Origin of the sequence: Dactylosporangium sp. NPDC048998 (assembly GCF_043197855.1) — a bacterium.
Taxonomy (GTDB): Bacteria; Actinomycetota; Actinomycetes; order Mycobacteriales; family Micromonosporaceae; genus Dactylosporangium.
On the sequence record NZ_JBICTV010000004.1, the window covers coordinates 382,697 to 406,401 of the forward strand.

Below are 23,705 nucleotides of genomic sequence, written 5' to 3' on the forward strand. Positions count from 1 at the left end.
CAGCCGCCGTGCTGCGGCTCACTTCTGCGGTACTCCGCCGAACACGCTGTCGATGTAGTCCCGTGCGAGGGTGACGCTGAAGTACCCGCCGAGGACCAGCACCACCACGATCACCGCGATGATGATGATCACCCGCCGATTGCCGGACTTCGACGGGGTTTCCTCGTCGTCGTCCGACTCTGCTGTGCCTTGACTCAGGATGTGCCCGGTCAGCGAGCCGGTGTTCTCCAGGGGACTGCCCCCGCCGTCGGTCGAGAGGGGCGACGGCGAGGCGCCGCCCTTCCCGCCGTACACAGTGCCGGCGGAGGCCCGCTGGTTCCGGGCCCACGTTCCGTAGCTTTCGGCCGCTGGGGCCTTCTCTACAGCGGGCTCCTCGTCGGGCGGGGGGATCGCAGGGGGCTGCTGGTGCTCCGGCGCGGGCTGCGCGGGCGCCCCGGTCGAGGGGTAGCCCCCGCCGGGCGCGCGGTTGGCCGGCGGCGGGAAGTCCCCACGCCCGGGCCATTGATGTTGTACGCCATGATCGTCGTTCTCCGTTCCAGGTGCACCGGGGCCCGTACCCGGCATCGGGGGTGGAGCCCACGCCGGCGGCGCGCTCTGCGGCGAGGGCGGCGTGGAAGTGGGCGGCTGTCCCCAGCCCTGTTGCCCGGGCGGCGGGGACGTCGGAGGTTGTCCCCAGCCCTGCTGGGCCGGCGGGGTCGACGTGGGCGGCTGTCCCCAGGCCTGTTGCGCCGGCGGGGTGGACGTCGGCGGCTGGCCCCAGCCCTGCGCGGGCGGGGTCGAGGTCGGGGGCGGGGTCCAGCCCTGCTGCGCGGGCGGCGGGGCCCAGACGGGTTGCTGGCCCGGCTGTCCCGGCGGTGGGTTCCAGCCGGGCTGGGCCGGCGGTACGGAGGCGGGCGGCGGCGTCCAGCTCTGCTGGGCCGGCGGGTTGCCGCCGGGCTGCCAGCCCTGCGCCGGGGGCGCCGACGCGGGCGGGTTCCAGCCCGGCTGGCCCCAGGCCTGTTGTGCGGGCGGGCTCGACGCCGGCGGCTGGCCCCAGCCCGGCTGCGGCCCGGGCTGACCCGGCTGCCCCGGAGGCGGGTTCCAGCCCGGCTGTCCGGGCGGGGTCTGCGGCTGCTGCCAGCCCTGCTGCGGCGGCGGGTTCCAGCCCTGGGCGGCCGGAGGCTGACCCCAGGCCGGCTGGCCGGGCTGGCCCGGATGGGCGGGGTAGCCCGGCTGACCTGGCTGTCCCGGATAGCCCGGCTGGCCCGCATGCCCCAGCTGACCGGGGTGCCCCGGCTGCCCGGGGTAGGCCGGCTGGCCGGGCTGCCACGGCTGCCCTGGCTGACCCAGGGGACCGGGCTGGCCCGGGTGTGCGGCCTGGCCGGGCTGCCACGGCTGGCCAGGCTGTCCCGGCTGTCCCGATTGTCCGGGCTGGCCCGGCTGTCCGGTGTTGGGCGGGGCCCAGCCCTGCTGACCCTGCGGCGGCGCGCCCCATCCGGGCCGGCCGGGCGGCGGGTTCCAGCCCTGCTGCGCGGGTCCGCCCGGCCACTGCGGCGCCTGTTCGGCCGGCGCCGCGGAGTCGTTGTGGCCCCAGGGATGCTCGGCCGACGGCGTCGTGTACGCGGGCGCCGCCGGCGCCTCGGGGGTCTCCGCCCCGCCGATCGGCTGGTCAGGGGCGGCATCGGCCGGGAGCGGCGGCGGCTCCTCCGCCACGAGGAAGGGCGAGCTGGACACGGGCGGCGGCGGCTGGTCCGCCCCACCGAACGGCGGCGCCGGCTGCGCGGACGGAATCCCGTACGCGGGCGCGCTCGGAATCGGCGGCGGCTGCACACCCCCGAACGACGGCGCGGGCTGCGCGTCGGGAACACCGTACGCGGGCGCGCCCGCACCACCGAACGACGGCGCGGGCTGCGCGTCCGGGATGCCGTAGGCGGGCGCGGCCGGAGCGGGCGTGCCGGGGATCGGCGGCGGACCTGGCAGCGGCGGCGGTTGCACGGCGCCGAACGACGGTGCGGGCTGCGCGTCCGGGACGCCGTACGCCGGTGCGGCCGGCGCGGGCGTGCCGGGGATCGGCGGTGGGCCGGGCAGCGGCGGCGGTTGTGCGGCACCGAATGACGGTGCCGGTTGCGCGTTCGGGATGCCGTAGGCGGGCGCGGCCGATCCACCGGCGGTGCCGGGGATCGGCGGTGGGCCGGGCAGCGGCGGTGGGCCGGGGAGTGGCGGCGGTTGTGCGGCGCCGAACGACGGTGCCGGCTGCGCGTCCGGGACGCCGTAGGACGGGGCCTGCGGCGCCTCCTGGGTGCCGAACGGCGGGGCCGGCGGGGCGTCCGGGGACTGGAACGGGCTGGGCGAGAACGGCGACGGCGACGGGAACGGCTGGGGCTCGGGCCGGGGCTGCGGGTGCGGGAACGGATCCGGCGTCGGGCCCGGCTGCGGGGTCGGTTCCGGCTCGGGCATCGGTTCGGGCTCGGGGGCCGGTGGGAACGGCTTCGGGATCGGCTCCGGGGTCGGTGCCGGCGGGAACGGGGTGGGCTCGGGCCGCGGTACGGGCTCGGGGCTCGGGAACGGCGAGGGGGTCGGGCCAGGGATGGGCTCGGCCGGCTCGGGGTCGGCGGGCTCGGGCTCGGCCGGCGGCTGGTCGGCGGCCGGGGGCTCGGCGCTCGCGGCGCCGCCGCGGTAGACCTTCGGGATCGTCGTCGCGCCCCGGGCGGCCTGAGCGGCCTCCTCGGCGCTGACGGTGTGCAGGCCGGGCACGGAGGCGCTGGCCCGGGCGGCCGCGACCACGGCGGCGGCACCGACTCCGAGGGCGTCGCCGCCCGCGATCGGTGCGTCGCTGCCCGCCGTCGAGACGGGTGCGGGGTCGCCCGCGAGCGGGTCGAATGCCGGGAGGTCGGCGGGCGGGGCCGCTGCGGCGATCGACGGCTCGGGGATCGGCGGCGGGTAGGTGCCCGGGAACGCGGGGACCACCGGCGGCTGGAAAGCGGCCGGCTCCGGGGCGGCGGGCGAGGTCGGGCGGCTCTGCACCGCGAACGGGTGCCTGACCGGCGGCGGCTCGTACGCGGGGGGCTCGGCGGGCGGCGCGTACGAGGGCGCGGCGTCGCTCGGCGAACCGTAGGAGGGGGCCGGGTCGTTGGTGGGCAGCGGATACGCGGCCGGGGCCGGCACCACGGGCGGCTCCGGCGGCAGCGGGACCTCGGGCGGCTCGGCGGCGGCCGCGGTCCAAGGCTTCGCGAACGCGTCCCAGGACGACTCCATCGGCACGCGTGGGGTCCGCAGACGGCTCGGCAGCGGCGGCTCGGTACCGATGACCGGCGGCTGGACCGGCGCCGGCGGCTCAGCGGCGGCAGCGGGCTGGAAAAACGGCGCGGGCGGCTCGGCGACGGGCGGTTCAGACACGCCAGCGGGTGGTTCGAAGGCGGCGGCCGGCGGTTCAGGAGTGGCGGCTGGGGGTTCGAAGGCGGCGGGCGGCTCGGGCGAGGCGGCGATCGGGCCCGACGGGGGCTCGATGCCGGGGATGGAGAAGGCTCCGGCGCGGTACGTGCCGGCCTCGTGCCGCCTCTCCGCGAGATCTCCCTCGGGTGCGCTCACGGAGGCGACCGTCGCGCGGCCCACCACCGGCGTCGGGGTGATCGGGGTGTCCGCCGCCGGGTCCTCCGACGGGCCGGAGATTTCGGAATAATCCGATCCGTCCGGTTCTCCGTCGGCGGCGGGAGCGAAGGCGGCCAGCGCGGCCGGGCCGAACGGGTCGGCCAGGCCGCCCGAGTCCTCGCCCTCGGCGCGAGGGGCCGGAGGAACGGCGGGAAGCGGGGTCGGGTCGGTGGGCGGCGGACCGTAGATGCCGGGGGCCGGCTCGAGGGCCGGCAGCTGATAGGCCGGGGCACCGTCGACCGCCGCGGCGATCACATCCTCGTCGGGCTCCCCGCCCGGCGCGGCGAACACGTCCGGCCCGTCCGCGACAACGGGCGGACCGGCAACCGGCGCGCCGGAGGCAGGCGGGCCAGAGACGGGCGGGCCAGAGACGGGCGGAGCGGAAACCGGCGATCCGGGCTGCACACCGGCGAAGGGCTCGGAGGTCGGCATGGTGAAGGCGGCGGGGGGCGGCTCGCTCACGGAAAGCGCGTCCGAGGCGGCGCCGGTGGAGGGGGCGGCGGCCGGCACGTCCGCGGGGGAGGCGGCTCCCGCCGTACCGCCGTCGGAGAAGGCGGCCATCAGGGCCGCAACCTCGGGGTCTTCCTCCTCGTCCGCGGCGCCGCCGAACGGGTCGCCGCCCGGCCACAGGGCGCCGTCCACCGGGGTGGGCGGCGGCTCGTACGCCCGGTCGGGAAGATCCTCGTCCGTCGGCTCGGGGGGCAGCTCCGCGCCGACCGGCGGCGGGGGCGGCAGCGGTGGCAGGTCGGCGCTGTCCTCCGGGGGTGGCTGGCTGCCCGGTGGCATGCCGCCCGCCGGGGGCGAGCCGCCGAACGTGGGGCCGGTCGGAACCGCCTCGCCGCGTGCGCCGTCGCGCGTCTCGCGCTCGTCCATCGCTGCCCTCCATGAACCGGTGCCCTAGACGGGCATCATCGCGCGGCCGACGGCCCCCTTTCGTCGGTCACGGGTCCACGGTGCCACATCGAGTCACGCAGCGCCGGGTCGGAGTCCGTCGGGTTTTGGATCTACCGCCGGGATTCAACCTGCCCGCGGGGCCGTCAGTTGCCGGAGGCGCTGGTCGTCACCTGAGCCGCGGTGCTGGCGCCGGCGGCCGAGGACTCCACGGCGGCCGGCGGCGACGAAGCGGCCGGCGCCGGGTTGCTCGGCTCGTGGGACGGCGGCGGTGTCGTCGGGTCGGCGGACGGCGAGGTCGACGGCTTGGCGGTCGGCGACGGCGAGCTCGACTGCGACGGCTTGGTGCTCGGCGTCGCGCTGCCGGTCGGCGAGGCGCTGCCGGTCGGGGAGGCGCTGCCGGTCGGGGTGGGCGACTTCGTGTTGGTCGGGGACGCCGAGGTGGAGCCGCCGCCGGCCGGGGCGGTGGTCGTCGCGGTGTTGGAGGGCTGCTGGGTGTGGCCGGGCGCGGGCACAGCGTCGAAGATGCGGGTGGCGCCGAAGAGCTTCGACCAGCGCACCTCCGCGATCTTGACCTTCTGACCGCTCGTCGGGGCGTTGACCATCTTGCCGCCGCCGATGTAGATGCCCATGTGGTAGATGGTGCGCCAGTCGCTCTTGTCGGTGGCGAAGTAGACGAGGTCGCCGGGCAGCAGCTGATCGCCGAGCTTGTTCTTCGTCGGGAGGATCGCGTGCGTGCCGTGGTACATGTCGGCGGCCACGCGCGGGACGCGCACGCCGACCTGCCCGTACGCCCAGTACGCCAGGCCGGAGCAGTCGAACGTGTCGGGGCCCTCGTCGCCCCAGACGTACCAGGCGATGTTGACCTTGCTGAGCGCGTAGTTGAGCGCCTGGATGGCCTTGGGGTTGGCCACCATGCCGTCGACGATGGGGTTGTCGACCAGGCCGGGGCTCAGCGCCTGCTCGGCGGCGTCCTGCTGGGCCTCGATCTGCAGCACCAGGGCGTCGTTCTCGGCGCGCACCTGCAGGTAGTGGGTGTTCTGGGCCTGGAAGTCGGCGTCGATCGGCGTGTAGGCGGTCTGCGCGAGCTCTACCGCCTGCTGGGCGGTCTGGACCTCCTGGCGCGCGGTGGACTCGACCTCCTGGGCGCGCAGCAGGTCGCGGGCCGCTTCCTGCCCGCCCGGCTGGCCGCCGAGGCCGGGCGCGAGGAGCCCGAACTGGTGCAGGTCGTTCGCATATCCGTCCAGGGGGCCCAGGCCGGCGGCGCGCTTGTAGGCCTCGGCGGCGGCCGAGTCGGCCTTCGCCTCGAGGTCCTCGACCTTCCGGCTCGCGGCGTCGAGCTTGGCCTGGGCGTCGGTCAGCGAGCTCTGCGCCGTCTCCAGGTCGAGCGAGGCTCTGTTGCGCTTCTCGCCGAGCTGGGCGACGGTGATCTCGAGCTGGGCCAGCTCGGCGGCCTTCGGGCCGCGGGTCGTGGTGCTCGCCGGCGGGGCGGTCGTGGCGCCCTGGCCCGGCAGGACGAGCTGGCCCGAGGCGATCGGGCGGGAGCCGGTGTCCGGGATATCGCCGCCCGGGTCGGCATAGGCCGGGCGCGTGACGAGGGAGCACAGCATCGTGCACACGACGGCGGCCGCCACCACGGGCCCGCGGCGGAACCGCACGCCGGGCCGCGGCTCGGTCGTGCTCGCCCTGACAACAGGCGTCTCCACCGGTGGTGACGCCGGAAACTCGCCCGGATACGCCGCCCTCAGCACCAGCCCGCTCATCGCCACCGTCCCCAGTCGGTTAGCCATGCCAATGGTCGATCGTTATCGATCGATCAGTCGGTCTGCCGCCCGACCGTGTTCCTATCCAGGTTTTTTCTTACCGTACGGAGGTGACGCCCGTCGAGGGGTGATCAATGTCAGGTTCGTCGAGGCCAGGTGAATGCAAGGGTAACGAGTACGCCGACGTACGCTGGCGGCGTGGATGCAGGTGTGAAGCGCGAACTCGAGGCCAAGGTCACCGCCGGGGAGCGGCTGAGCAGGGAAGACGGCATCGCTCTCTATGAGAGTGACGATCTCGTCTGGCTCGGCCGGCTGGCCCACCAGGTGCGCAGCGAGAAGAACGGCGACCGGGTGATGTTCAACGTCAACCGGCACCTCAACCTGACGAACGTCTGCTCGGCCAGCTGCGCGTACTGCTCGTTTCAGCGCAAGCCGGGCGAGAAGGACGCATACACCATGCGCATCCACGAGGCCGTCGCGAAGGCCAAGGAGATGGAGGGCGAGCAGCTCACCGAGCTGCACATCGTCAACGGCCTGCACCCGACGCTGCCGTGGAAGTACTACCCGAAGGTCCTGCGCGAGCTGAAGGGCGCGCTGCCGGGCGTGAACCTCAAGGCGTTCACGGCGACCGAGATCCAGTGGTTCGAGAAGATCTCCGGCCTGCCCGCCGACGAGATCCTCGACGAGCTCATGGACGCCGGCCTGGAGTCGCTGACCGGCGGCGGCGCGGAGATCTTCGACTGGGAGGTCCGCCAGCACATCGTCGACCACGCGACCCACTGGGAGGACTGGTCGCGCATCCACCGCCTCGCGCACAGCAAGGGCCTGCGCACGCCATCGACGATGCTGTACGGCCACATTGAGGAGCCCCGCCACCGCGTCGACCACGTGCTGCGCCTGCGTGAGCTGCAGGACGAGACGGGCGGCTTCACCGTCTTCATTCCGCTGCGCTACCAGCACGACTTCGTCGACTCCGCGGACGGCAAGATCCGCAACCGGCTGCAGGCGCGCACCAAGATGGCCTCGCCGGCGGAGAGCCTCAAGACGTTCGCCGTCTCGCGCCTGCTCTTCGACAACGTGCCGCACGTCAAGTGCTTCTGGGTGATGCACGGCCTGTCGGTCGCGCAGCTGTCGCTGAACTTCGGCGTCGACGACCTCGACGGCTCGGTCGTCGAGTACAAGATCACGCACGACGCCGACAGCTACGGCACGCCCAACACCATGCACCGCGAGGACCTGCTCAACCTGATCTGGGACGCGGGCTTCCAGCCGGTCGAGCGCAACACGCGATACGAGGTCGTGCGGGAGTACGACAAGCCGACGCCGCTGGCCGAGCGCCGCTCCGAGCCGCAGCAGGTCTGGGCCTGAGGCTACGCTGGGTACACCATGTCACCGTTTGTGAAGTACTCGCTGGCCCGCCTCGGGTTGTTCGGGCTCGTCGCGCTCACCGTCCTCGCCGTGCCGATCGACGTCAGCGTGACGCTCAAGTTGATGATCGCCGTGCTGGTCTCCGCGGTGCTGGCCTTCTTCCTGTTGAAGGGGCTGCGCGAGGAGGCGTCCGTGCAGGCCGTTGGGATGGCCCAGCGGCGTGCGGATAAGCGGGAACGGCTGCGTGCCGCCCTCAACGGGGATGATGATGGGGGCGAAAGCGCCACCAAAGCGGACTAAAGCCCTTTAAACCTTGGATGGTGCTTGGTCACTCCAAGGGGGCGCAAGGTCGCTCCGGTGCTGGCGCTCGCCGTGGTGGGGTTGGTGACGCTCGTCACGGTCAACCCCGCCGAGGCGAGTCCGACAAGTCCGAGCCTGCTGCTGGCCGAGTACGCCGACTGCACGTACCGCGTCATCGGCAAGCAGCAGTACTGCCCGCGCTAGGGCATCCAGTCCTCGGTGAACTCGATCACCGCGAAGTGCGCCCCGGTCGGGTCCGCGAGCCGCGCGTAGTACCCGGCCGAGGCCGCGTGCGGGCGCCGGGCCACCGAGCCGCCGAGCTCGGTGGCCCGCTCACACGCGGCGACGCAGTCGGTGACCATGAAGCACACGGTCCAGTGGTCGGGCACGCCGGCGGGGAAGCGGTGGTCTATCGGCACCAGGCCGCCGACGGTGTCGTTGTTGTGGTGCAGCTCGAAGTACGGCTCGCCCTCGCTGTCGGCCTCGACCGTGTGCCAGCCGAAGACCTCCTTGTAAAAGGTGCCCGTCGCCTCGAGGTCGTGCGCGGCCAGCTCGTACCAGCAGATGGCGCCCGGCTCGAAGGAGACCTGGGCGCCGACGAAGCGGCTGCGCAGCCACGTGCCGAAGAGTGCGCCGCCGGCGTCGGCGAACGTCGCGGCGGTACCGAGGTCACGCACGCTGGCCGGCGGGACGCGCACGGCACCCCCGGCCCGCTCGACCACGGTGGCGGTGCCGGCCGGGTCGTCGGTGGAGATCGAGATCAGCCAGGCGGCCCGGCCGTCGGGGCGTCCCTGCCGCAGGCCGGCGGCGGCCCGGCCGTTGAGCGTGAAGTGCCCGTCGTCGTTACGGCGCCAGCCGAACAGCCCGGCGTAGAACTCGCCGGCCACCGCCGGCTCAGGGCTGACCAGCTCCGCCCAGCACGGCGTACCCGGTGCGTAACCCCGCACTCGCATTCCGCGTCCTTCCGCTTGTAACACTGTTTCGAGATAGTGACATCCCATCGGAGATCACGACAGCCTGTCCAGCGGTGCGGGAAGCGGCCGCACATGGAGCACGTCGAGCCGCGACACGGCTCGGGTCAGCACGACGAAGAGCCGGTTGAGCCCGCGCGGCTCCGCGGCCACGATGTCGGCCGGCTCGACCACGATCACGTGGTCGTACTCCAGGCCCTTCGCGAGGCTCGCCGGCAGTACCGTCACCCGGGCATCGCTTTCCGTGTCGGCGGGGTCGGCGACGGCGAGGCCGGCCACCCGCAGCGCCTTGGCGAGCCCGTCCACGGCGGCGTCGGCCGCGATGACGCCGACCGAGCCGGCGTGGTCCAGCGCCGCGCGCGCGGCGTCGACGACGGATCCGTCCATTTCGGCAACGGTACTGAGGGTCAGCGCGCCGTCCGCGCGCAGTGACCGGGCCGCCGGTACGTCCACACCCAGCGCCGGCAGCAGCCGGTTCGCGAGCGCGACCACCGCGGCGGGCACCCGGAACCCGGTGGTCAGCGGCACGACCCGGGCGCCGGGCTTGCCGAGGTGCGACAGCAGCGTGCGCCAGTCGCGGGCGGCCCACGGCGCGGTGCCCTGCGCGAGGTCGCCGAGCAGCGTGATCGAGCCGTGCTCACTGCGCCGCGCGATCACCCGGGCCTGCATCGGGGAGAGGTCCTGCGCCTCGTCGACCACGACGTGCCCGAACGACGGCACCCGGTCGACGAGCCCGGCGGCCTCGTCGATGAGCACCGCGTCGGCGGCGGTCCAGCGCGCCGACTTGGCCGTCTTCGGCGGCTTCGCCCAGCGCAGCGCCTCCCGTTCGGCCTCGTCGAGCAGCTCGTCGTCCGGCCGGCTGAGCAGCTCGAACACCAGCTGCTCCGGGGTCGTCGCCGGCCAGACCCGATCCAGCAGCTCGACCACCGGCGCCGCTCGCCCCATCCGCCGCTGCCAGGCCTCGCCCGGCGAGTCGCCCCGCCGCGCCTCCGACTGGCGCATGAGCAGCGACACGATCCGGGCCCGAACGCGTTCACGGCCGATCGCGTACGGCGGCGCCTCCCGCCGCACGTCGTCCACGATCCGGCGCAGCGCGTCGGCCGAGATCCGCCAGCGGTAGGAGCCGTCGGAGACCGTGAGCGGCTCCTCGGGCCGCTTGATCTTGGCGAGCAGCCTCTGTTGCAGTACGACCGCCATCTTGTCCTGGTTTTTCACCTCGGCGGCGCGCTCGTCGTCCACCGCCCGGACGGGCGTGCCGAGCAGCCCGTCGATCGTGGACTGCCGGACCTCGATCTCGCCGAGGGTCGGCAGGACGCTCGCGATGTACTGCAGGAACGCGGCGTTCGGCCCCACGATCAGCACCCCGGCGCGGCGCAGCCGCTCGCGGTGCAGGTAGAGCAGGTACGCGGCCCGGTGCAGCCCGACCGCCGTCTTCCCGGTCCCCGGCGCTCCCTGCACGCAGATGGATTCGTCCAGGTCGGCGCGGACCAGCACGTCCTGCTCGGGCTGGATGGTGGCGACGATGTCGCGCATGGGTCCGACGCGGGGTCGTTCGATCTCTTCGAGGAGGATCTGGCTGACGGCCTGTTCTTCGCCGCGGCCGAGGTGTTCGTCTTCGAAGCTGGTGAGTTCGCCTTTGACGAAGCCGAAGCGGCGGCGTATTGCTACGTCTTGGGGGTCGTGGGCGCTGGCCTGGTAGAACTTGCGGGAGAGTGGGGCGCGCCAGTCGAGGACCATGGGTTCGCCGGCGGTGTCGGTGACGTGTCGGCGTCCGACGTGGTAGCGACTGTGGTCGATGTCGAGGCGTCCGAAGAACAGCGGGGTGTCGGGGTTGTCGGCGAGGTCGGCGATGCGCCGGGCGAGGGCCCGTCCGAGCGTTTCGGCGGCGAACGGGTCTCCGGCGACCTGGTCGCCGGTGGCGTAGAGGTCTTCGGCGCGTTCGCGCATCCGGCGGAGCGCTGTTCGTGATGCGTCGAGGTGTGCTCGCTCGGCGGCGAGCTGTTCTTCCAGTGCGGGCACAGGTGATCCTCGGTCGAGATCGGTCGGCTCGCTCGCGTATCCAGCGGTGACACACCGTGGCGCGTGGGACGTCCGCTGCGGTGCCTACCTCACCGCGGCCGTCAAGCGGCCATTGAGACTACGCCGCTAGGTGCCCACCCTCCACCCATTTCCGCGACCGTCCTTCGGGCACGGGCGGTCGGTATGTCCTGCTTGTAGCAGGCGACGGCCGCGCTCTTCCATGTCGACGGCGAGGCGTTCGGGATCCCGCTCAAGGCGTTCGGGCTGAGCACGACGCCCGGCGGCGCCGACACGGTGATGCTGGCTCGGCTCGTCATCGGCTGACACGTGACTGTTCGGGGGACTCGGACATGGAGGTTCCTCGCTACGATGCCGATCACATTCCACGGGGGAGGCAACGCCGCATGTCCATGCCCGGTTCCGAAACTCCTGAGGGTCCTCCTGCTTCGCAGGCCGCCGCTGCCCCGGCACCGGGCGACTTCCCGGCCCTTCCCGGCGCCGACCTGTCGCCCGGAGGTGCCCCGGCTCCCGCGTCCGGTCCGGCGTCCGGCTTCGGTCCGGCGTCCAGCGAAGCTCCAGCGGCCGGCGACGGTCCGGCGTTTGGCGACGGCTCCGCGTTCGGCAACGGTCCGGCGTTCGGTGACAGTCCGGCGCCGGGGGCCGCGGCCCTGCTCGCCGGCGTCCCCGCGTCCGCCGGGGTGATGCTCGCGGACGGAACCCCGCTCCAGGACGGCATCGCACCGGCCCCGCTCAAGCCCCGCCGCCGCCTCGGCGCGATCCTGGCCGCCGCTGGCGTCGCCACCGCGGTGCTCGTGGCCGGCGGCGCGTTCGCCGTCGTCCGCTACTGGAGCGGCCCGGTCGGCACCCTTCCCGAGGCGGTAATGCCGGCCTCGGTCGCCGCGTTCGCCCGCCTGGATCTGGCGCCCGGCATCGGGCAGCGGGTCAAGTTCGACGCCCTGCTGCGCCGCACGGGCGGCAGAGGCCCGAAGTCGGTCGACGAGACCAAGCGCCAGGCGTTCGGCGACCTCCAGGCCCCGATCTCCTACGACGACGTCGCCGCCTGGTTCGACGACCGGATCGGCATCGCCGTCTGGCCGGACGCCGCCGGCAAGCCCACGGTGCTCGCCGCCGTCGCCGCGAAGGACTCGGAGAAGGCGAAGAAGAGCCTCGCCGCCGTACAGCAGAAGCAAGGATCGGACCACTTCGGCTTCGCCATGCTCGACGGCTACGCGCTGCTCGCCTTCGCGAAGAAGGACTCCCAGCAGGCCGCCGACGGCGCCGCGAAGGCCCCGCACCTGTCGGCCGACCCGGCCTTCACGGCCGCCCTCGCCAAGCTCCCAGCCGACCAGCCCGGCCTCGCCTGGGCCGACCTGAGCCGCGCCGCCGCCCTGGAGTCCACCGTCTCCGACCTGGTCTTCGCCGAGTCCCTCGGCGGCCCGGGCGCACCGTTCGGCGGGCCGAACGAGCTCACGGACACCGCGGGCGCCGCACCCCTGCCCGAGATGTCCGGCACCCTGATCGCTGGCCTCCAGGCCACCGACGACGCGCTCGAACTGCGCGCCCGGTTCATCAACACCAAGAACATCCCCTTCACCGGTCCGGGCAACGGCGCCGACCTCATCGCCAACCTCGGTGCGCTCCCTTCCGACGCGCGGATGGCCGCCGCGGCCGACAGCCTCTCCGGCGACCTGTCCGCGTTCGGCGCCGGGGGCATGACCCTCACCGCGTTCCTGTTCCCAGAAGCCCTCATGGGAGCCGCCGAGCCGACCGCCTCCGCCGAGCCCCCGTTCAAACTTCCGCCGAACATCGACCCGAACGACGACGAGGCCGTCGAGAAGTACCTCAACGAGCACCCCGAGCTCTTCACCGACCTCCTCGCGGGCTCCATGGGCGACCCCGCCGCACTCAAGGGCGGCGAGTCCCTGGCCAAGGCCCTCCCCACCACCAAGTCCTTCACCCTGACCGTCGCCGGCCCCGACACCGACGACCACGGCCTCCCGGTCCAGCTGGACCTCCAGCTCCCCACCGCGGCCGCCGCCACTCAGCTCAAGAACGACCTGGCCACCGTGGTGACCACCGCCAAGGCCACCTGCACCGTCCAGGGCGACCACCTGATCCTGCGCACCGCCAAGTACGCCGGCGCCCAGACCCCCCTCTCCTCCACCCCGCTCTTCAAGCAGACGATGCAGGGCGCCCTCCAGAACCCGACGGCCGCGATCTACGTGCCCGGCTCCGCCGACATGGCCCCGATCAAGTCCATGGGCCTGACCACGGCCCGCGACGGCCAGGACACCGTGCTCCTGGCCCGCATCCTCCTCTGACCCTCCTCCAACACCCCACCAGCGAGGTGCGGGGCCCGAGTCGCCGAGCCTGGACCCACACCCCGCCGGCCACACCGGATTCGAACAGGTGCCACCGCTCCGAGCAGAGCGGTGGCACTCCCGTCTCAGCCCGAGCCGCTCGGGCGTCGAATTTGTGTTGCTCGTGGGGCGGTCTTCGCGTCGGGTCAGCGCGGCGTAGAGGTCGGCGGCGCTAAAGGTCCAGGTGTAGCCGGAGTGCCTCGTCCAGTTGACGCGTCAAAGCCGGTGGAAGTGTGCCGAGCTGCCGGCCGACGCGCGTGACGTCGATCGAGCGGACCTGTTCAGCTTGGGCCTTTGACTCGATGGTCAAGCCGATCGCGGGATCTGCCGGCAGTCGTACCTGGAAGGGATACACATGCGCCGTGTTGCTGGTGACTGGAACGACCGTGACGACACCACGTCCTCGCGAGACGGCGCTGCGGTTGGCCGCGTTATTGCTGACGACGATCACGGGCCGGCGCTTGTCAGCCTCTGATCCGATCACCGGATTGAGGTCGGCGAGGAACACGTCCCCCCGCCTCACCGCAGTCCGTCACCCGTAACAGCGTCCCAGACGTCGGCCTCGCCACTGGTTACCCATTCGTCGCTGGCCGCCGCGTAATCCATGACAAGGTCGCGGCGCCGAAGCGTCTGGACTGCTTCGTGGATGACGGCTGACCGAGTCGTGCCACGGTCGCGGGCGTAGTGATCCACGAAGTCGATGTCGTCCTCGGGGAGGCTCACGCTGACCTTCATACCTACGATCTTACCGCCTTCCTACCACTGTTGCTACCGTCGGCGTACCAGGTGACAAGGCGACACCGCGGGACTCGAACCAACGGTCGCACACGTAATGCGTGCCTGATTCCGGGGTTGGGGTTCCCGGTCCCCGGCGCTCCCTGCACGCAGATGGATTCGTCCAGCTCGGCGCGGACCAGCACGTCCTGCTCGGGCTGGATGGTGGCGACGATGTCGCGCATGGGCCCGACGCGGGGTCGTTCGATCTCTTCGAGGAGGATCTGGCTGACGGCCTGTTCTTCGCCGCGGCCGAGGTGTTCGTCTTCGAAGCTGGTGAGTTCGCCTTTGACGAAGCCGAAGCGGCGGCGTATTGCTACGTCTTGGGGGTCGTGGGCGCTGGCCTGGTAGAACTTGCGGGAGAGTGGGGCGCGCCAGTCGAGGACCATGGGTTCGCCGGCGGTGTCGGTGACGTGTCGGCGTCCGACGTGGTAGCGACTGTGGTCGATGTCGAGGCGTCCGAAGAACAGCGGGGTGTCGGGGTTGTCGGCGAGGTCGGCGATGCGCCGGGCGAGGGCCCGTCCGAGCGTTTCGGCGGCGAACGGGTCTCCGGCGACCTGGTCGCCGGTGGCGTAGAGGTCTTCGGCGCGTTCGCGCATCCGGCGGAGCGCTGTTCGTGATGCGTCGAGGTGTGCTCGCTCGGCGGCGAGCTGTTCTTCCAGTGCGGGCACAGGTGATCCTCGGTCGAGATCGGTCGGCTCGCTCGCGTATCCAGCGGTGACACACCGTGGCGCGTGGGACGTCCGCTGCGGTGCCTACCTCACCGCGGCCGTCAAGCGGCCATCCTTTTACGCCGCGGTGTGTCCGCCGCTCCACCGAATTTCGGTCGAGGAGTCGCGTCATGAGCGTTGGGTGTTGTCGCTACGGTGGTCGGGGCTGATCGGCGGAGCGACGGAGGTACCGGATCATGCGGCTGTTGCTGTCCGAGGCGGAGGCAGCGCTACGGGCGGTTTTCGGCGCCGCGCGTTTCCTGCGTGCCCGGCAGAGCGCCGAGCGGGGCGAGGTAGTCGAGGTCCGGTGGCTGCCGGAGCAGGGACGGTACGAGGGGCGGTTGGCAAGCCCTCGCTCGGCGTCGGTGACCGCGACGTTCTCGATCGACAACGGTGAGTGCATCCGGTTCGAGGGCTCGTGCACGTGTGCCGACCGGTCCGACTGCGTCCACCCCGAGGCATTGGCGCTGCTTGCGTCGGCCGAGGGCGCTCGCCCCGGCGAGACCGACCGGCCCGCTGTTGCGAAGCAGCCGCGCGGCCGTGATCGCGTGGTCAAGGCGCCGGCCTGGGAAGGTGCCGTGTCCAAGCTGGTGAGTGCCGTCGCACCCCCGCAAGGGAACGAGGAGGATGACGGGCAACCACCCACTCTGGGTTTGCAGTTCGAACCGCTGCAACAGCCGGCCACGGGCCGCGCGGCGCCGTCCTGGCGTATCGTTCTACGCCCTGTGATACCCGGGCGAAAGGGCTGGGTGCGCACCGGGGTGAGCTGGTCATCGCTCGGCTACACCCGATTCGGCAGCAGCAACCGGGCCGAGCGCCACAAGCGGCTACTCCAGCAGATCGTCACACTGTCGAGCATCGACGGTGGTAGTTCATATTACGGCTACGTACCTCAGACGATCTTCCTCGACGGATTCGTCGGTCGGCGGATCTGGGACCTGCTGTCCGAGGCGCAGGACGTAGGCCTGCCGATGATGCAGTCCAGCGGCGGGCAGGGGCCGGTGACGGTGACCAGGTCGCCGGGTCGCGTGTCGCTGGCTGCTGACCGGGCCGATGATGCGATGGTGCTGTCTGCGGCGCTGGTGGTCGACGGCGCGACCATCGACGACGAGGGGCGCATGTTCGTCGGGCGACCGCCGCACGGCGTCGCGTGGTGGGACAGCCGCGGGCCGGGCGAGCGGCTGCTGCGACTGGCGCCGCTGGCCGAGCCGTTGACCCCGGCGATGGCGAAGGCGCTTGATGCTCCGGCGATCCGTATACCGCCCGCGGACGAGGATCGGTTCTTCCGCGACGTCTATCCGGAGCTGACCGGGAGGATCTCCGTCGTTGCCGCGAGCGCGGCGGTTCGGCTACCGACGGAGGGCCCGGTTCGACTTCTGGTCGCGGTCGAACGGCTGTCTGGACCGCGGATGAGTCTCGGCTGGCACTGGGTGCGGACCGTCGGCGGCGAGGACCGGCTCGAGCCGCTCAATGGACCCGCGGCCTCGGACGTGCAACGCCGTCAGACCTTGATCGACCGGGTGACGGGGATCGTTGCGGGAGACGCGCCGTCGCTGCTGGCGCCGGCCGCAACCGGCATGCAGCTCGCCGCGGCGACGGTCGTGTCGGGAGACGAGGTCATCCACCTGTCGGCCGACGTACTTCCCCGGCTCGCGGAACTGGACGGCGTGGAGGTGAGGACGACCGGGCCGGAGTTCCGCGAGTTCGAGGAGTCACCCGCCATCGCATTCGTCGACACCGACGGGGCCGATGGCAGTGACTGGTTCGATCTCGCGATCCGGGTCGCCGTCGGCGGCGAGAATGTCGCGTTCAACGAGCTGTTCGTCGCGCTGGCCGAGGACCGCCGGTTTCTCGCCCTGCCCAGCGGGGCGTACTTCCGGCTGGACCGTCCGGAATTCCAGCGGCTCCGCGAGCTGATCGAGGAGTCGAGGGCGCTGGAGGACGTCCCGCCGGGGATGATTCGCGTCGGGCGCTTCCAGCTCGGAGTCTGGCAGGACTTGGCGGACCTGGGCGAGGTCGACGGCCGGGCCCGCGCGTGGCAGGAATCGATCCGGGCACTGACCAACGTCGAGCCGGTCGGGCGCCCGGAGCCGGCCGGGCTGGACGCCGACCTCCGCCCGTACCAGCGCGACGGGTTCGCCTGGCTGACCGCCCTGTACGACTGCGGCCTGGGCGGGATTCTCGCCGACGACATGGGCCTGGGCAAGACCGTTCAGGCGCTCGCGCTCATGTGCAGCGTCCGGGAGCAGCCCGGTGCCGGAGGGCCCTTCCTCGTCGTCGCGCCCGCCAGCGTCGTGTCCAACTGGGCGGCAGAGGCGCACCGGTTCGTGCCGGATCTCACGGCCCGGGTCGTCACCCAGGCCCGGACGCGCCGAGGCATCGATATGGCCGACGTAGCCAACGGCGCCGATCTGGTGATCACCTCGTACACGCTGTTCCGACTCGAGTACGACGCTTACGAGGCCGTCAAGTGGAGCGGGCTGGTGCTGGACGAGGCCCAGTTCATCAAGAATTCCCAGTCCCAGGCGCACCGGTGCGCCCGGCGGCTGCCCGCACCGTTCAAGCTCGCCATCACCGGCACCCCGATGGAGAACAACCTGGCGGAGTTGTGGTCGCTGTGCGCGGTGACCGCGCCCGGCCTGTTCCCGCGCCTGGACCGGTTCACCGAGTATTACCGCAACCCCATCGAACGCCACCAAGATTCCGGTCGGCTCGCCCAGCTGCGGCGGCGTATCCGCCCGTTGGTCCTACGCCGTGGAAAGGGCGAGGTCGCCGGTGACCTGCCGGAGAAGCAGGAGCAGGTGATCGAACTCGAACTCAACGCGAAGCATCGCCGCTTGTACCAGACCTACCTGCAGCGGGAACGTCAGAAGGTGCTCGGCCTGCTCGGCGATCTGGAGAAGAACCGGTTCGAGATCTTCCGGTCGTTGACGCTCCTGCGCCAGGCGAGCCTGGACGTCACCCTGGTGGATCCTCGCCACCACGGCGTTTCCTCCACAAAGCTGGACATGCTCGAGGAGCAGATCACCGGGCTCGTCGCCGAGGGACACCGAGCATTGGTGTTCAGCCAGTTCACCACCTTCCTCACCGCCGCGCGGAACCGCCTCGAGCAGATCGGCGTTCGCTGCTGCTACCTTGACGGGTCGACCCGCAACCGGGCCACGGTGATTGACGAGTTCAAGACCGGCACCGATCCGGTCTTCCTGATCAGTCTCAAGGCCGGGGGGTTCGGGCTCAATCTGACGGAAGCCGACTACTGCATCCTGCTCGATCCGTGGTGGAACCCCGCGACGGAGGCTCAGGCGGTCGACCGGGCGCACCGAATCGGACAGACGCGGCCGGTCATGGTCTACCGGCTGGTTGCGAAGGACACCATCGAAGAGAAGGTCATGGCGCTGAAGGCACGCAAGGCGGAACTGTTCAGCAGCGTCCTCGACGGAGGGGATTTCGCGTCGGCCCGGCTGACCGCCGCCGACATCCGGGCCCTGCTGGAATAGTGCCGAATTCCGGGTTCCCGGTCCCCGGTGCCCCCTGCACGCAGATGGATTCGTCCAGGTCGGCGCGGACCAACACGTCCTGCTCAGGCCTCCGGCAGGATGGTCGTGTGCGTTATCAGACTGCGGTACGCCGTGTGCGAACGGTCGTGGAAGGCTGTCAGCGGTTCAGCGAGTTCTCGCGTGGCGAGCCGGTCCTGGTCGGCGTGTATGTCTTCGGTGCGGTCCTCGAGCCGGGCACCGACGTGCCCGTGGTGCAGATGGCGTTCGTGCTGGACATGCCTGCCGATGAGTTGACGTGGTGCGCGCAGCCGCAGTCGTGCGTCGGGTTGCCGAGTCTGCTGGAGATCGACAAGGCTCCGGTGGAGTGGTACTGGCGCCCGTCGGAATGGCCGGTCGCCAACCATGTCATTCGCCGCCCGCTGCGCGTCTGGTCGCTCGATGGGCCGGACACCGCCGCGTTGGACGCGCTCGACCGCGGTGAGGCAGAAGACCTGCGCCTGCCAGCCCCAACCGACGCCGAACTGCATGAGCAGTTGACGGCCGAACTGGCTGCGAGTCTTGCCCACCTGCGCCGGGTCGAAGGAGGCTTCTGGGACCGCGACTGGCGCTCGGCCCACCGCGGATTGGGAATCTACCCGGAGAATCACCTGTGGGACGCGGTACACGGCTACCTGGACCTGCTGGGTGCGACACAGATCGACCAGCGCGACACCCACACGTAGCCGAACGAACCCGGTGCGACAGCGTCAAGACGCGTCGTCGAGAAGCTTTGCCGCTGCTGTCGGATCCGCTCCTTGCATCCGTGGTGTGGGTTGCCGGACGGATGAACCAGTTGGCCGTGGGTAGCGGGATGAGCCGAATCCACCGTGAGGAGGGGATCGGCATGGTCGGCGTCGTGGGGCGGCAGCAGGCCGGGTCGAGGCTGAGCTCGGGCGTAGGACGCATCCTCCACCAGGCCGAATCGGCGCGATCCGGTCAGAGGTCGAGTTATGGACGTGGATGATGCGGTGCCTGCCGCCGATGGTGGCCCAGGGGCTGGACCCGCTCCGGACCGCTGGGCTGATCAGCCGGCGAAGCAGGCGGGGGACTGGCCGGAGATCTCCGTCGAGCCTGGTACCCGTGAGGGTGACCTTGCCCTGCTGCGCGCGTACGAGCCGGTGATCCGGTACACAGCCGGTGAACTGTTCCTGCCGACGGCCGTCAACGCCTACGTCGGCCAGGCCAGTCTGTGGCATCGGCGCCCAGGTGAACGGCGCGACGAATGCCTGGCCCAGCCCGGTGAGCTGACGCTGGAGCGTCTGGCCGCGGAGGGCGAGCGGTTCGCCGGGGACGGCCTGTACCTGCGCCTCGTCGACCGCCCGATGCATGGTGCCGAGTACCGGCGGTGGCGCCGTGAGGGAGCGCAGCCGTCGTTCCGGCCGAGTAGCCGCTTCGCCGTCGTCGGGCTGTTCGCGCGGCTCGTCGACGCCGGGCTCCGCCTGTCTCTGCTCCTGCGGGGGACGACACCCGGCGGCACCCGGGCGGCGGCGCACCGTCTGTACGTCACGCACATGCAGGCGAACGACCATCCCTACTACGCGAGAGTGTCCCGAGACGGCGGCTACGTCGCCCTGCAGTACTGGTACTTCTACCCGATGAACGATTGGCGCTCGACGTTCAGCGGCGTCAACGACCATGAAGCCGACTGGGAACAGGTGACGATCTTTCTCGGTGAGACACTCAGCGGCTCCTTGCGCCCGGCCTGGGTGGCGTTCTCGGCCCACGACGAGGTCGGCGACGACCTGCGTAGACGCTGGGACGACCCGGACATCGAGTTCGTCGGCACGCATCCGGTGGTGTACGCGGGGGCCGGATCGCACGCCGGTGCCTACCTACCCGGTGAATACGTGACGACCGTCGCCCTGACGTGGCCGAACCGCCTCGCGGCCGGGCTGCGGCAGGTGGCCCGGACGCTACTGCCCTGGGCCAGGGACATGCCGGAGACGACCGCCGGCATCCCGTTCATCGACTACCACCGCGGCGATGGCCCGGGCATCGGGGTGGGCGAGCGCAGGGCGTGGCATCCGGTGTTGATCGACGACCACACTCCATGGATTCGCGCCTACCGAGGGTTGTGGGGGCTGGACACCCGGGACCATTTCGGCGGCGAGCGGGCACCGGCCGGGCCCCGGTATGAGCGCGACGGAACGGTCCGGCCGGGCTGGGCGAACCCAGTGGCGTGGGCAGGCCTCGACGAGGAGTACCCGACCGTCGAGCACGGTGCCGTGTTGCGGGAGCGCCGCGCGAGCCGGCTGGAACGACGCCTTGCCGAGATCGGCGTCGAGATCGACGTCCATCGGCAGATGTCGCGGGAGTTGCGTGCCGGCGACCGGGCCGTGGCGGCCTACGCGAGCCACGCCGGTGCGGACAAGACCCAACGCCGTGACAAGGCGGGCGACGGCCGGGAGGGCAGGGAGACCATCGCGCGGCTGCACACCGAGCAGACCGCGCTCCGCGAGGAACTCGATGCGATCGTCCGCGCGAGAACCCAGCCGCCTGTCGAGGCTCCACACGCCCATCTGCGCCGCCGTGCTCTTCCGCTCACCGCCGACGCCCCACGCCGGCGGTTCCTGGCGATATGGTCGGCAGCATCGGTGTCGGTCATGCTGGCCGGAGTCGCGCTCGTCGTGATAAGCCCGCCCATCGGAGTCGTCTGGTCGTTCGCCGGGCTGATGGCGCTCATGCTCGCGATCGAGGCGGCCGCCCGCGGCCGGCTGGTGCGGTTCACGGCAACCATGGCTGCGGCCGGCGCCGCCGTGTTCGCCGTTCTGGGCGTCGTCGAGGTCGTCGTCCGTAACTGGCGGGCCGGAGCGGCTGCCGTGCTGATCCTCGCAGCCTGCGTTCTGCTCGTCGGCAACCTGCGCGCGTGGATGACGACCCGCTGAGCCGATCGGCGTCCGGTGCGGAACCGGGAACCCCGAACCCCCAGAAGCCGGCAGACCTACCGGGCGTGGTCTGCCCATTGCGCAGCGACGGCTTGGAGTTGCTCGCGGCTCCAGGTGATGGTTCCGTCGCGCAGGCCGGCCAGGATTTCGTCGATCCAGTTCAGCTCGGCCTGGGTGACCGCGCGTAGGTATTCGGTCTCCAGCATCGTGACGCGGGGAATCTGGAAGCCTTCGAGCTCCGTCGCAATCGCCGCATCGCGTTCGGCCAGACGCTGGACGAGCAGCTCCCGCCGGTTGGCAAGAAGGCCCAAGGTGGCGTCCGGGGTCAGCATGGGCAAGAACGACAGCGCCGCGGGGAACTCCGGAAACTCGTTGCGGGGCGTGGACAGGATCTCGGCCATCCACTGCCGGCTCGCGGCTCGCCCGGCGTCGGTCAGTTCGTAACTCGTACGTTCCGGATATTGGTGGTCGCGGGTGGTTTCGCGGACCTTGATCAGGCCGGACTCACACAGCCGGTTGATCATTTTGTACAGGCTGGCGCGCTGCCCGACGTTGATGACCTGATCCTTCCCCCATTGCTTGATCAGCTGCTGCATGGCGTACGGGTGCAGGGGGCCGTCCTCCAGAAGGCCAAGGATGGCCAGCGCCAGCGGCGAGCGACGGAAGGTCGTGGTCATAGGTCGAAGTTACACTAGTCTCCAGATATCTAGTTGCCATGACACTAGTATCCGTGTCACTATCTCTGCATGACATCGCTTGCGCACTCCACCGCCGAGGTGGTCCGCGTTCACGCCGACCACGCCATGACCAAGCAGCTGGGGCACTGGACGACCGCGCGCACCTTCCAGGTCCGCGTCCGTCGCGGCGCGGCCGTCATCGACCTGCGCTCGCCGAAGATCGCCGATGGCGACATCGAGCTGGACGTGGACATCGACCACGGCATGTTCAAGGTGCTGCTGCCCGCCGACGCCACCGTCGACCAGTGGGGCATCCAATGGACCGGCGCCGGCAGGGTCAAGGACGGCGAGGCACCCGGGGCCCAGGGCGGTCGGCGGGTGCGGATCACCGGACGCGTGCACGGCGGAGAGATCCGCATCCACCGCGGCGGCATGGCGACGCTGTCCGCCATGTTCTCCCGGGCGTACCTGGAAGATCTCAAGCGGGCGCACCGTGACGGTGACATGCCGACCGTCGACGACCCCACCCGCCCGGCCGCACGGTGATCCGCCAAAACTCGGGAGGAAACATGGCACAGGTCAAGACCGCGCTGGTCATCGGGGGAGGCATTGCCGGACCGGTGGCGGCGTTGGCGCTAGCCAAGGCAGGCATCGAGGCGAGCGTGTACGAGGCGTACGAGGGCCGGGCAGACGGCGTCGGCGGCGTGTTCATGGTCGCGCCGAACGGGCTGGACGCACTGCGCATCATCGGCCTGGACGAAGCCGTCCAGGCGATCGGACAGCCGATCCAACGCATGGTCATGGAGTACGGCAGCGGCAAGCAGTCCGGTGAGTTCGCCGGACTGCCCGGCCTGCCCAGCCTCGCGATGTGGCGTGCCGATCTGCACCGCGTGCTGCACGAGCATGCGGTGGCACAAGGCATCCGGATCGAGCACGGCAAGCGCCTCATCGGCGTCGACGAGACGGGGAGCGGCATCACCGCGCGGTTCGCCGACGGCAGCACCGCGAGCGCGGACGTGCTCATCGGCGCCGACGGCATCCGGTCCACGGTCCGGACGCTCATCGATGCGGACGCACCTTCTCCGAAGTACGTCGGTCTGCTCGGGTTCGGCGGGTTGGGCGACCACGTCGTCGAGGGCGCCGCTCTGGCGCGGCCGGATGCCATGCACTTCGCTTTCGGCAAGCGCGCGTTCTTTGGCTACTGGACCGGGCCGGACGGCCGCACCATGTGGTTCAGCAACCTCCCGCACCGGCAGCCGATGACGATGGCTCAGGCCCGTGAGGTACCCCCTGCGGACTGGCTACGCCGGCTGCGGGAGATCCACGCCGACGACGTACCCGCCCACCAGGTGCTCCAGCAGGCCAACGCCGACGAGTTGCTCGTCGTAGGCTCGCTGGAGATCCTGCCGAAGGTGCCGCACTGGCATCGCGGCCGGATGGTGCTGGTCGGCGACGCCGCGCACGCACCGTCCTCCAGCTCCGGCCAGGGCGCGTCGCTGTCCATCGAGAGCGCGATCCAACTGGCCCGCTGCCTGCGCGACCTTCCCGACCTGCCGACCGCCTTCACCGTCTACGAACGACTCCGCCGGGACCGGGTCGAGAAGATCGCCGCGAACGCCGCGAAGAACAACAGGCAGAAGGCGTTCGGCCCGGTGGGTAGCACGCTGATGAGTGTGCTGATGCCCATCGCGATGAAGACGTTCCTCAAACCGGAGAAGATGTTCGGTCCGGTGCACGGCTATCGGATCGACTGGAACGCAACCGTCACCCCGTGACGTGCGCCGGGCGACTCGACATCGCCCCCGGTTCGCCTTGGTGTGAGCT

At 71.5% G+C, this 23,705-nt stretch carries 16 protein-coding genes and 1 pseudogene; 9 read left to right on the top strand and 8 right to left on the bottom strand.

Annotation, left to right across the window (positions count from 1 at the left end; all coding sequences use genetic code 11):
• Positions 1-18: 18 nt before the first annotated feature.
• Together ACGFI8_RS12595 and ACGFI8_RS12600 are read right to left on the bottom strand one after the other, a co-directional pair.
• Entirely contained in the window at positions 19-4,500 is a 4,482-nt protein-coding gene (locus ACGFI8_RS12595; RefSeq protein ID WP_392803639.1) for a hypothetical protein, read from the bottom strand.
• Positions 4,501-4,664: 164 nt separating this feature from the next.
• Positions 4,665-6,308 (bottom strand): NlpC/P60 family protein, encoded by a 1,644-nt coding sequence (locus tag ACGFI8_RS12600; protein WP_392803641.1) that lies wholly within the window; start codon positions 6,306-6,308, stop codon positions 4,665-4,667.
• A 171-nt stretch (positions 6,309-6,479) separates the two neighbouring features.
• Here ACGFI8_RS12600 and mqnE point away from each other — a divergent pair, with 171 nt between their 5' ends.
• From mqnE to ACGFI8_RS12615, 3 genes are read left to right on the top strand one after another with little or no spacing between them, the layout of a single operon-like run.
• Positions 6,480-7,649 carry an aminofutalosine synthase MqnE gene (gene mqnE, locus ACGFI8_RS12605; RefSeq protein WP_392803643.1) on the top strand — a complete coding sequence of 390 codons (1,170 nt, stop codon included), beginning with the start codon at positions 6,480-6,482 and terminating at the stop codon, positions 7,647-7,649.
• 30 nt (positions 7,650-7,679) lie between these two features.
• Positions 7,680-7,949 carry a DUF4229 domain-containing protein gene (locus ACGFI8_RS12610; RefSeq protein ID WP_392803645.1) on the top strand — a complete coding sequence of 90 codons (270 nt, stop codon included), beginning with the start codon at positions 7,680-7,682 and terminating at the stop codon, positions 7,947-7,949.
• Positions 7,950-7,973: 24 nt separating this feature from the next.
• Positions 7,974-8,153 carry a hypothetical protein gene (locus ACGFI8_RS12615; protein WP_392803647.1) on the top strand — a complete coding sequence of 60 codons (180 nt, stop codon included), beginning with the start codon at positions 7,974-7,976 and terminating at the stop codon, positions 8,151-8,153.
• Here the strand turns inward: ACGFI8_RS12615 and ACGFI8_RS12620 are convergent.
• Both ACGFI8_RS12620 and ACGFI8_RS12625 read right to left on the bottom strand, forming a co-directional pair.
• Positions 8,150-8,902 (bottom strand): VOC family protein, encoded by a 753-nt coding sequence (locus ACGFI8_RS12620; RefSeq protein ID WP_392803649.1) that lies wholly within the window; start codon positions 8,900-8,902, stop codon positions 8,150-8,152. The genes ACGFI8_RS12615 and ACGFI8_RS12620 overlap by 4 nt on opposite strands.
• A 54-nt stretch (positions 8,903-8,956) precedes the next feature.
• Entirely contained in the window at positions 8,957-10,939 is a 1,983-nt protein-coding gene (locus ACGFI8_RS12625; RefSeq protein ID WP_392803651.1) for a HelD family protein, read from the bottom strand.
• Between the two features lie 404 nt (positions 10,940-11,343).
• Here ACGFI8_RS12625 and ACGFI8_RS12630 point away from each other — a divergent pair, with 404 nt between their 5' ends.
• Complete coding sequence (locus ACGFI8_RS12630) at positions 11,344-13,260, top strand: hypothetical protein (RefSeq protein WP_392803652.1); 1,917 nt, start codon at positions 11,344-11,346, stop codon at positions 13,258-13,260.
• A 211-nt stretch (positions 13,261-13,471) separates the two neighbouring features.
• Here ACGFI8_RS12630 and ACGFI8_RS12635 read toward each other — a convergent pair whose 3' ends face one another.
• From ACGFI8_RS12635 to ACGFI8_RS12645, 3 genes and pseudogenes are all read right to left on the bottom strand, one after another.
• Positions 13,472-13,807 carry a type II toxin-antitoxin system PemK/MazF family toxin gene (locus ACGFI8_RS12635; protein ID WP_392803654.1) on the bottom strand — a complete coding sequence of 112 codons (336 nt, stop codon included), beginning with the start codon at positions 13,805-13,807 and terminating at the stop codon, positions 13,472-13,474.
• 11 nt (positions 13,808-13,818) lie between these two features.
• Positions 13,819-14,034, bottom strand: coding sequence for a ribbon-helix-helix domain-containing protein (locus ACGFI8_RS12640; protein WP_392803656.1), 216 nt, complete (start codon positions 14,032-14,034; stop codon positions 13,819-13,821).
• A 98-nt stretch (positions 14,035-14,132) separates the two neighbouring features.
• Positions 14,133-14,744: pseudogene (locus tag ACGFI8_RS12645) on the bottom strand (AAA family ATPase); the annotation flags it as partial.
• Positions 14,745-14,980: 236 nt separating this feature from the next.
• On the opposite strand from ACGFI8_RS12645, the gene ACGFI8_RS12650 reads away from it, so the two are divergent.
• The 3 genes from ACGFI8_RS12650 to ACGFI8_RS12660 all read left to right on the top strand — a co-directional run bounded on the left by ACGFI8_RS12650 (position 14,981) and on the right by ACGFI8_RS12660 (position 21,204).
• Positions 14,981-18,280, top strand: coding sequence for a DEAD/DEAH box helicase (locus tag ACGFI8_RS12650; RefSeq protein ID WP_392803658.1), 3,300 nt, complete (start codon positions 14,981-14,983; stop codon positions 18,278-18,280).
• Between the two features lie 134 nt (positions 18,281-18,414).
• The gene (locus tag ACGFI8_RS12655) at positions 18,415-19,002 is read left to right on the top strand and encodes a hypothetical protein (protein ID WP_392803660.1); all 588 of its coding nucleotides are present in this window, start codon (positions 18,415-18,417) and stop codon (positions 19,000-19,002) included.
• A gap of 267 nt (positions 19,003-19,269) precedes the next feature.
• Positions 19,270-21,204, top strand: a complete 1,935-nt coding sequence (locus ACGFI8_RS12660; RefSeq protein ID WP_392803662.1) for a hypothetical protein — start codon at positions 19,270-19,272, stop codon at positions 21,202-21,204.
• A gap of 56 nt (positions 21,205-21,260) precedes the next feature.
• Here the strand turns inward: ACGFI8_RS12660 and ACGFI8_RS12665 are convergent, their stop codons facing one another.
• Positions 21,261-21,881, bottom strand: coding sequence for a PadR family transcriptional regulator (locus ACGFI8_RS12665; protein ID WP_392803664.1), 621 nt, complete (start codon positions 21,879-21,881; stop codon positions 21,261-21,263).
• Between the two features lie 69 nt (positions 21,882-21,950).
• Between ACGFI8_RS12665 and ACGFI8_RS12670 the strand changes: the two genes are divergently transcribed.
• Positions 21,951-22,427: a hypothetical protein gene (locus tag ACGFI8_RS12670; RefSeq protein ID WP_392803666.1), complete on the top strand. Its 477-nt coding sequence runs from the start codon at positions 21,951-21,953 to the stop codon at positions 22,425-22,427.
• Between the two features lie 23 nt (positions 22,428-22,450).
• Positions 22,451-23,656, top strand: a complete 1,206-nt coding sequence (locus ACGFI8_RS12675) for an FAD-dependent monooxygenase (RefSeq protein ID WP_392803668.1) — start codon at positions 22,451-22,453, stop codon at positions 23,654-23,656.
• Positions 23,657-23,705: the final 49 nt, after the last annotated feature.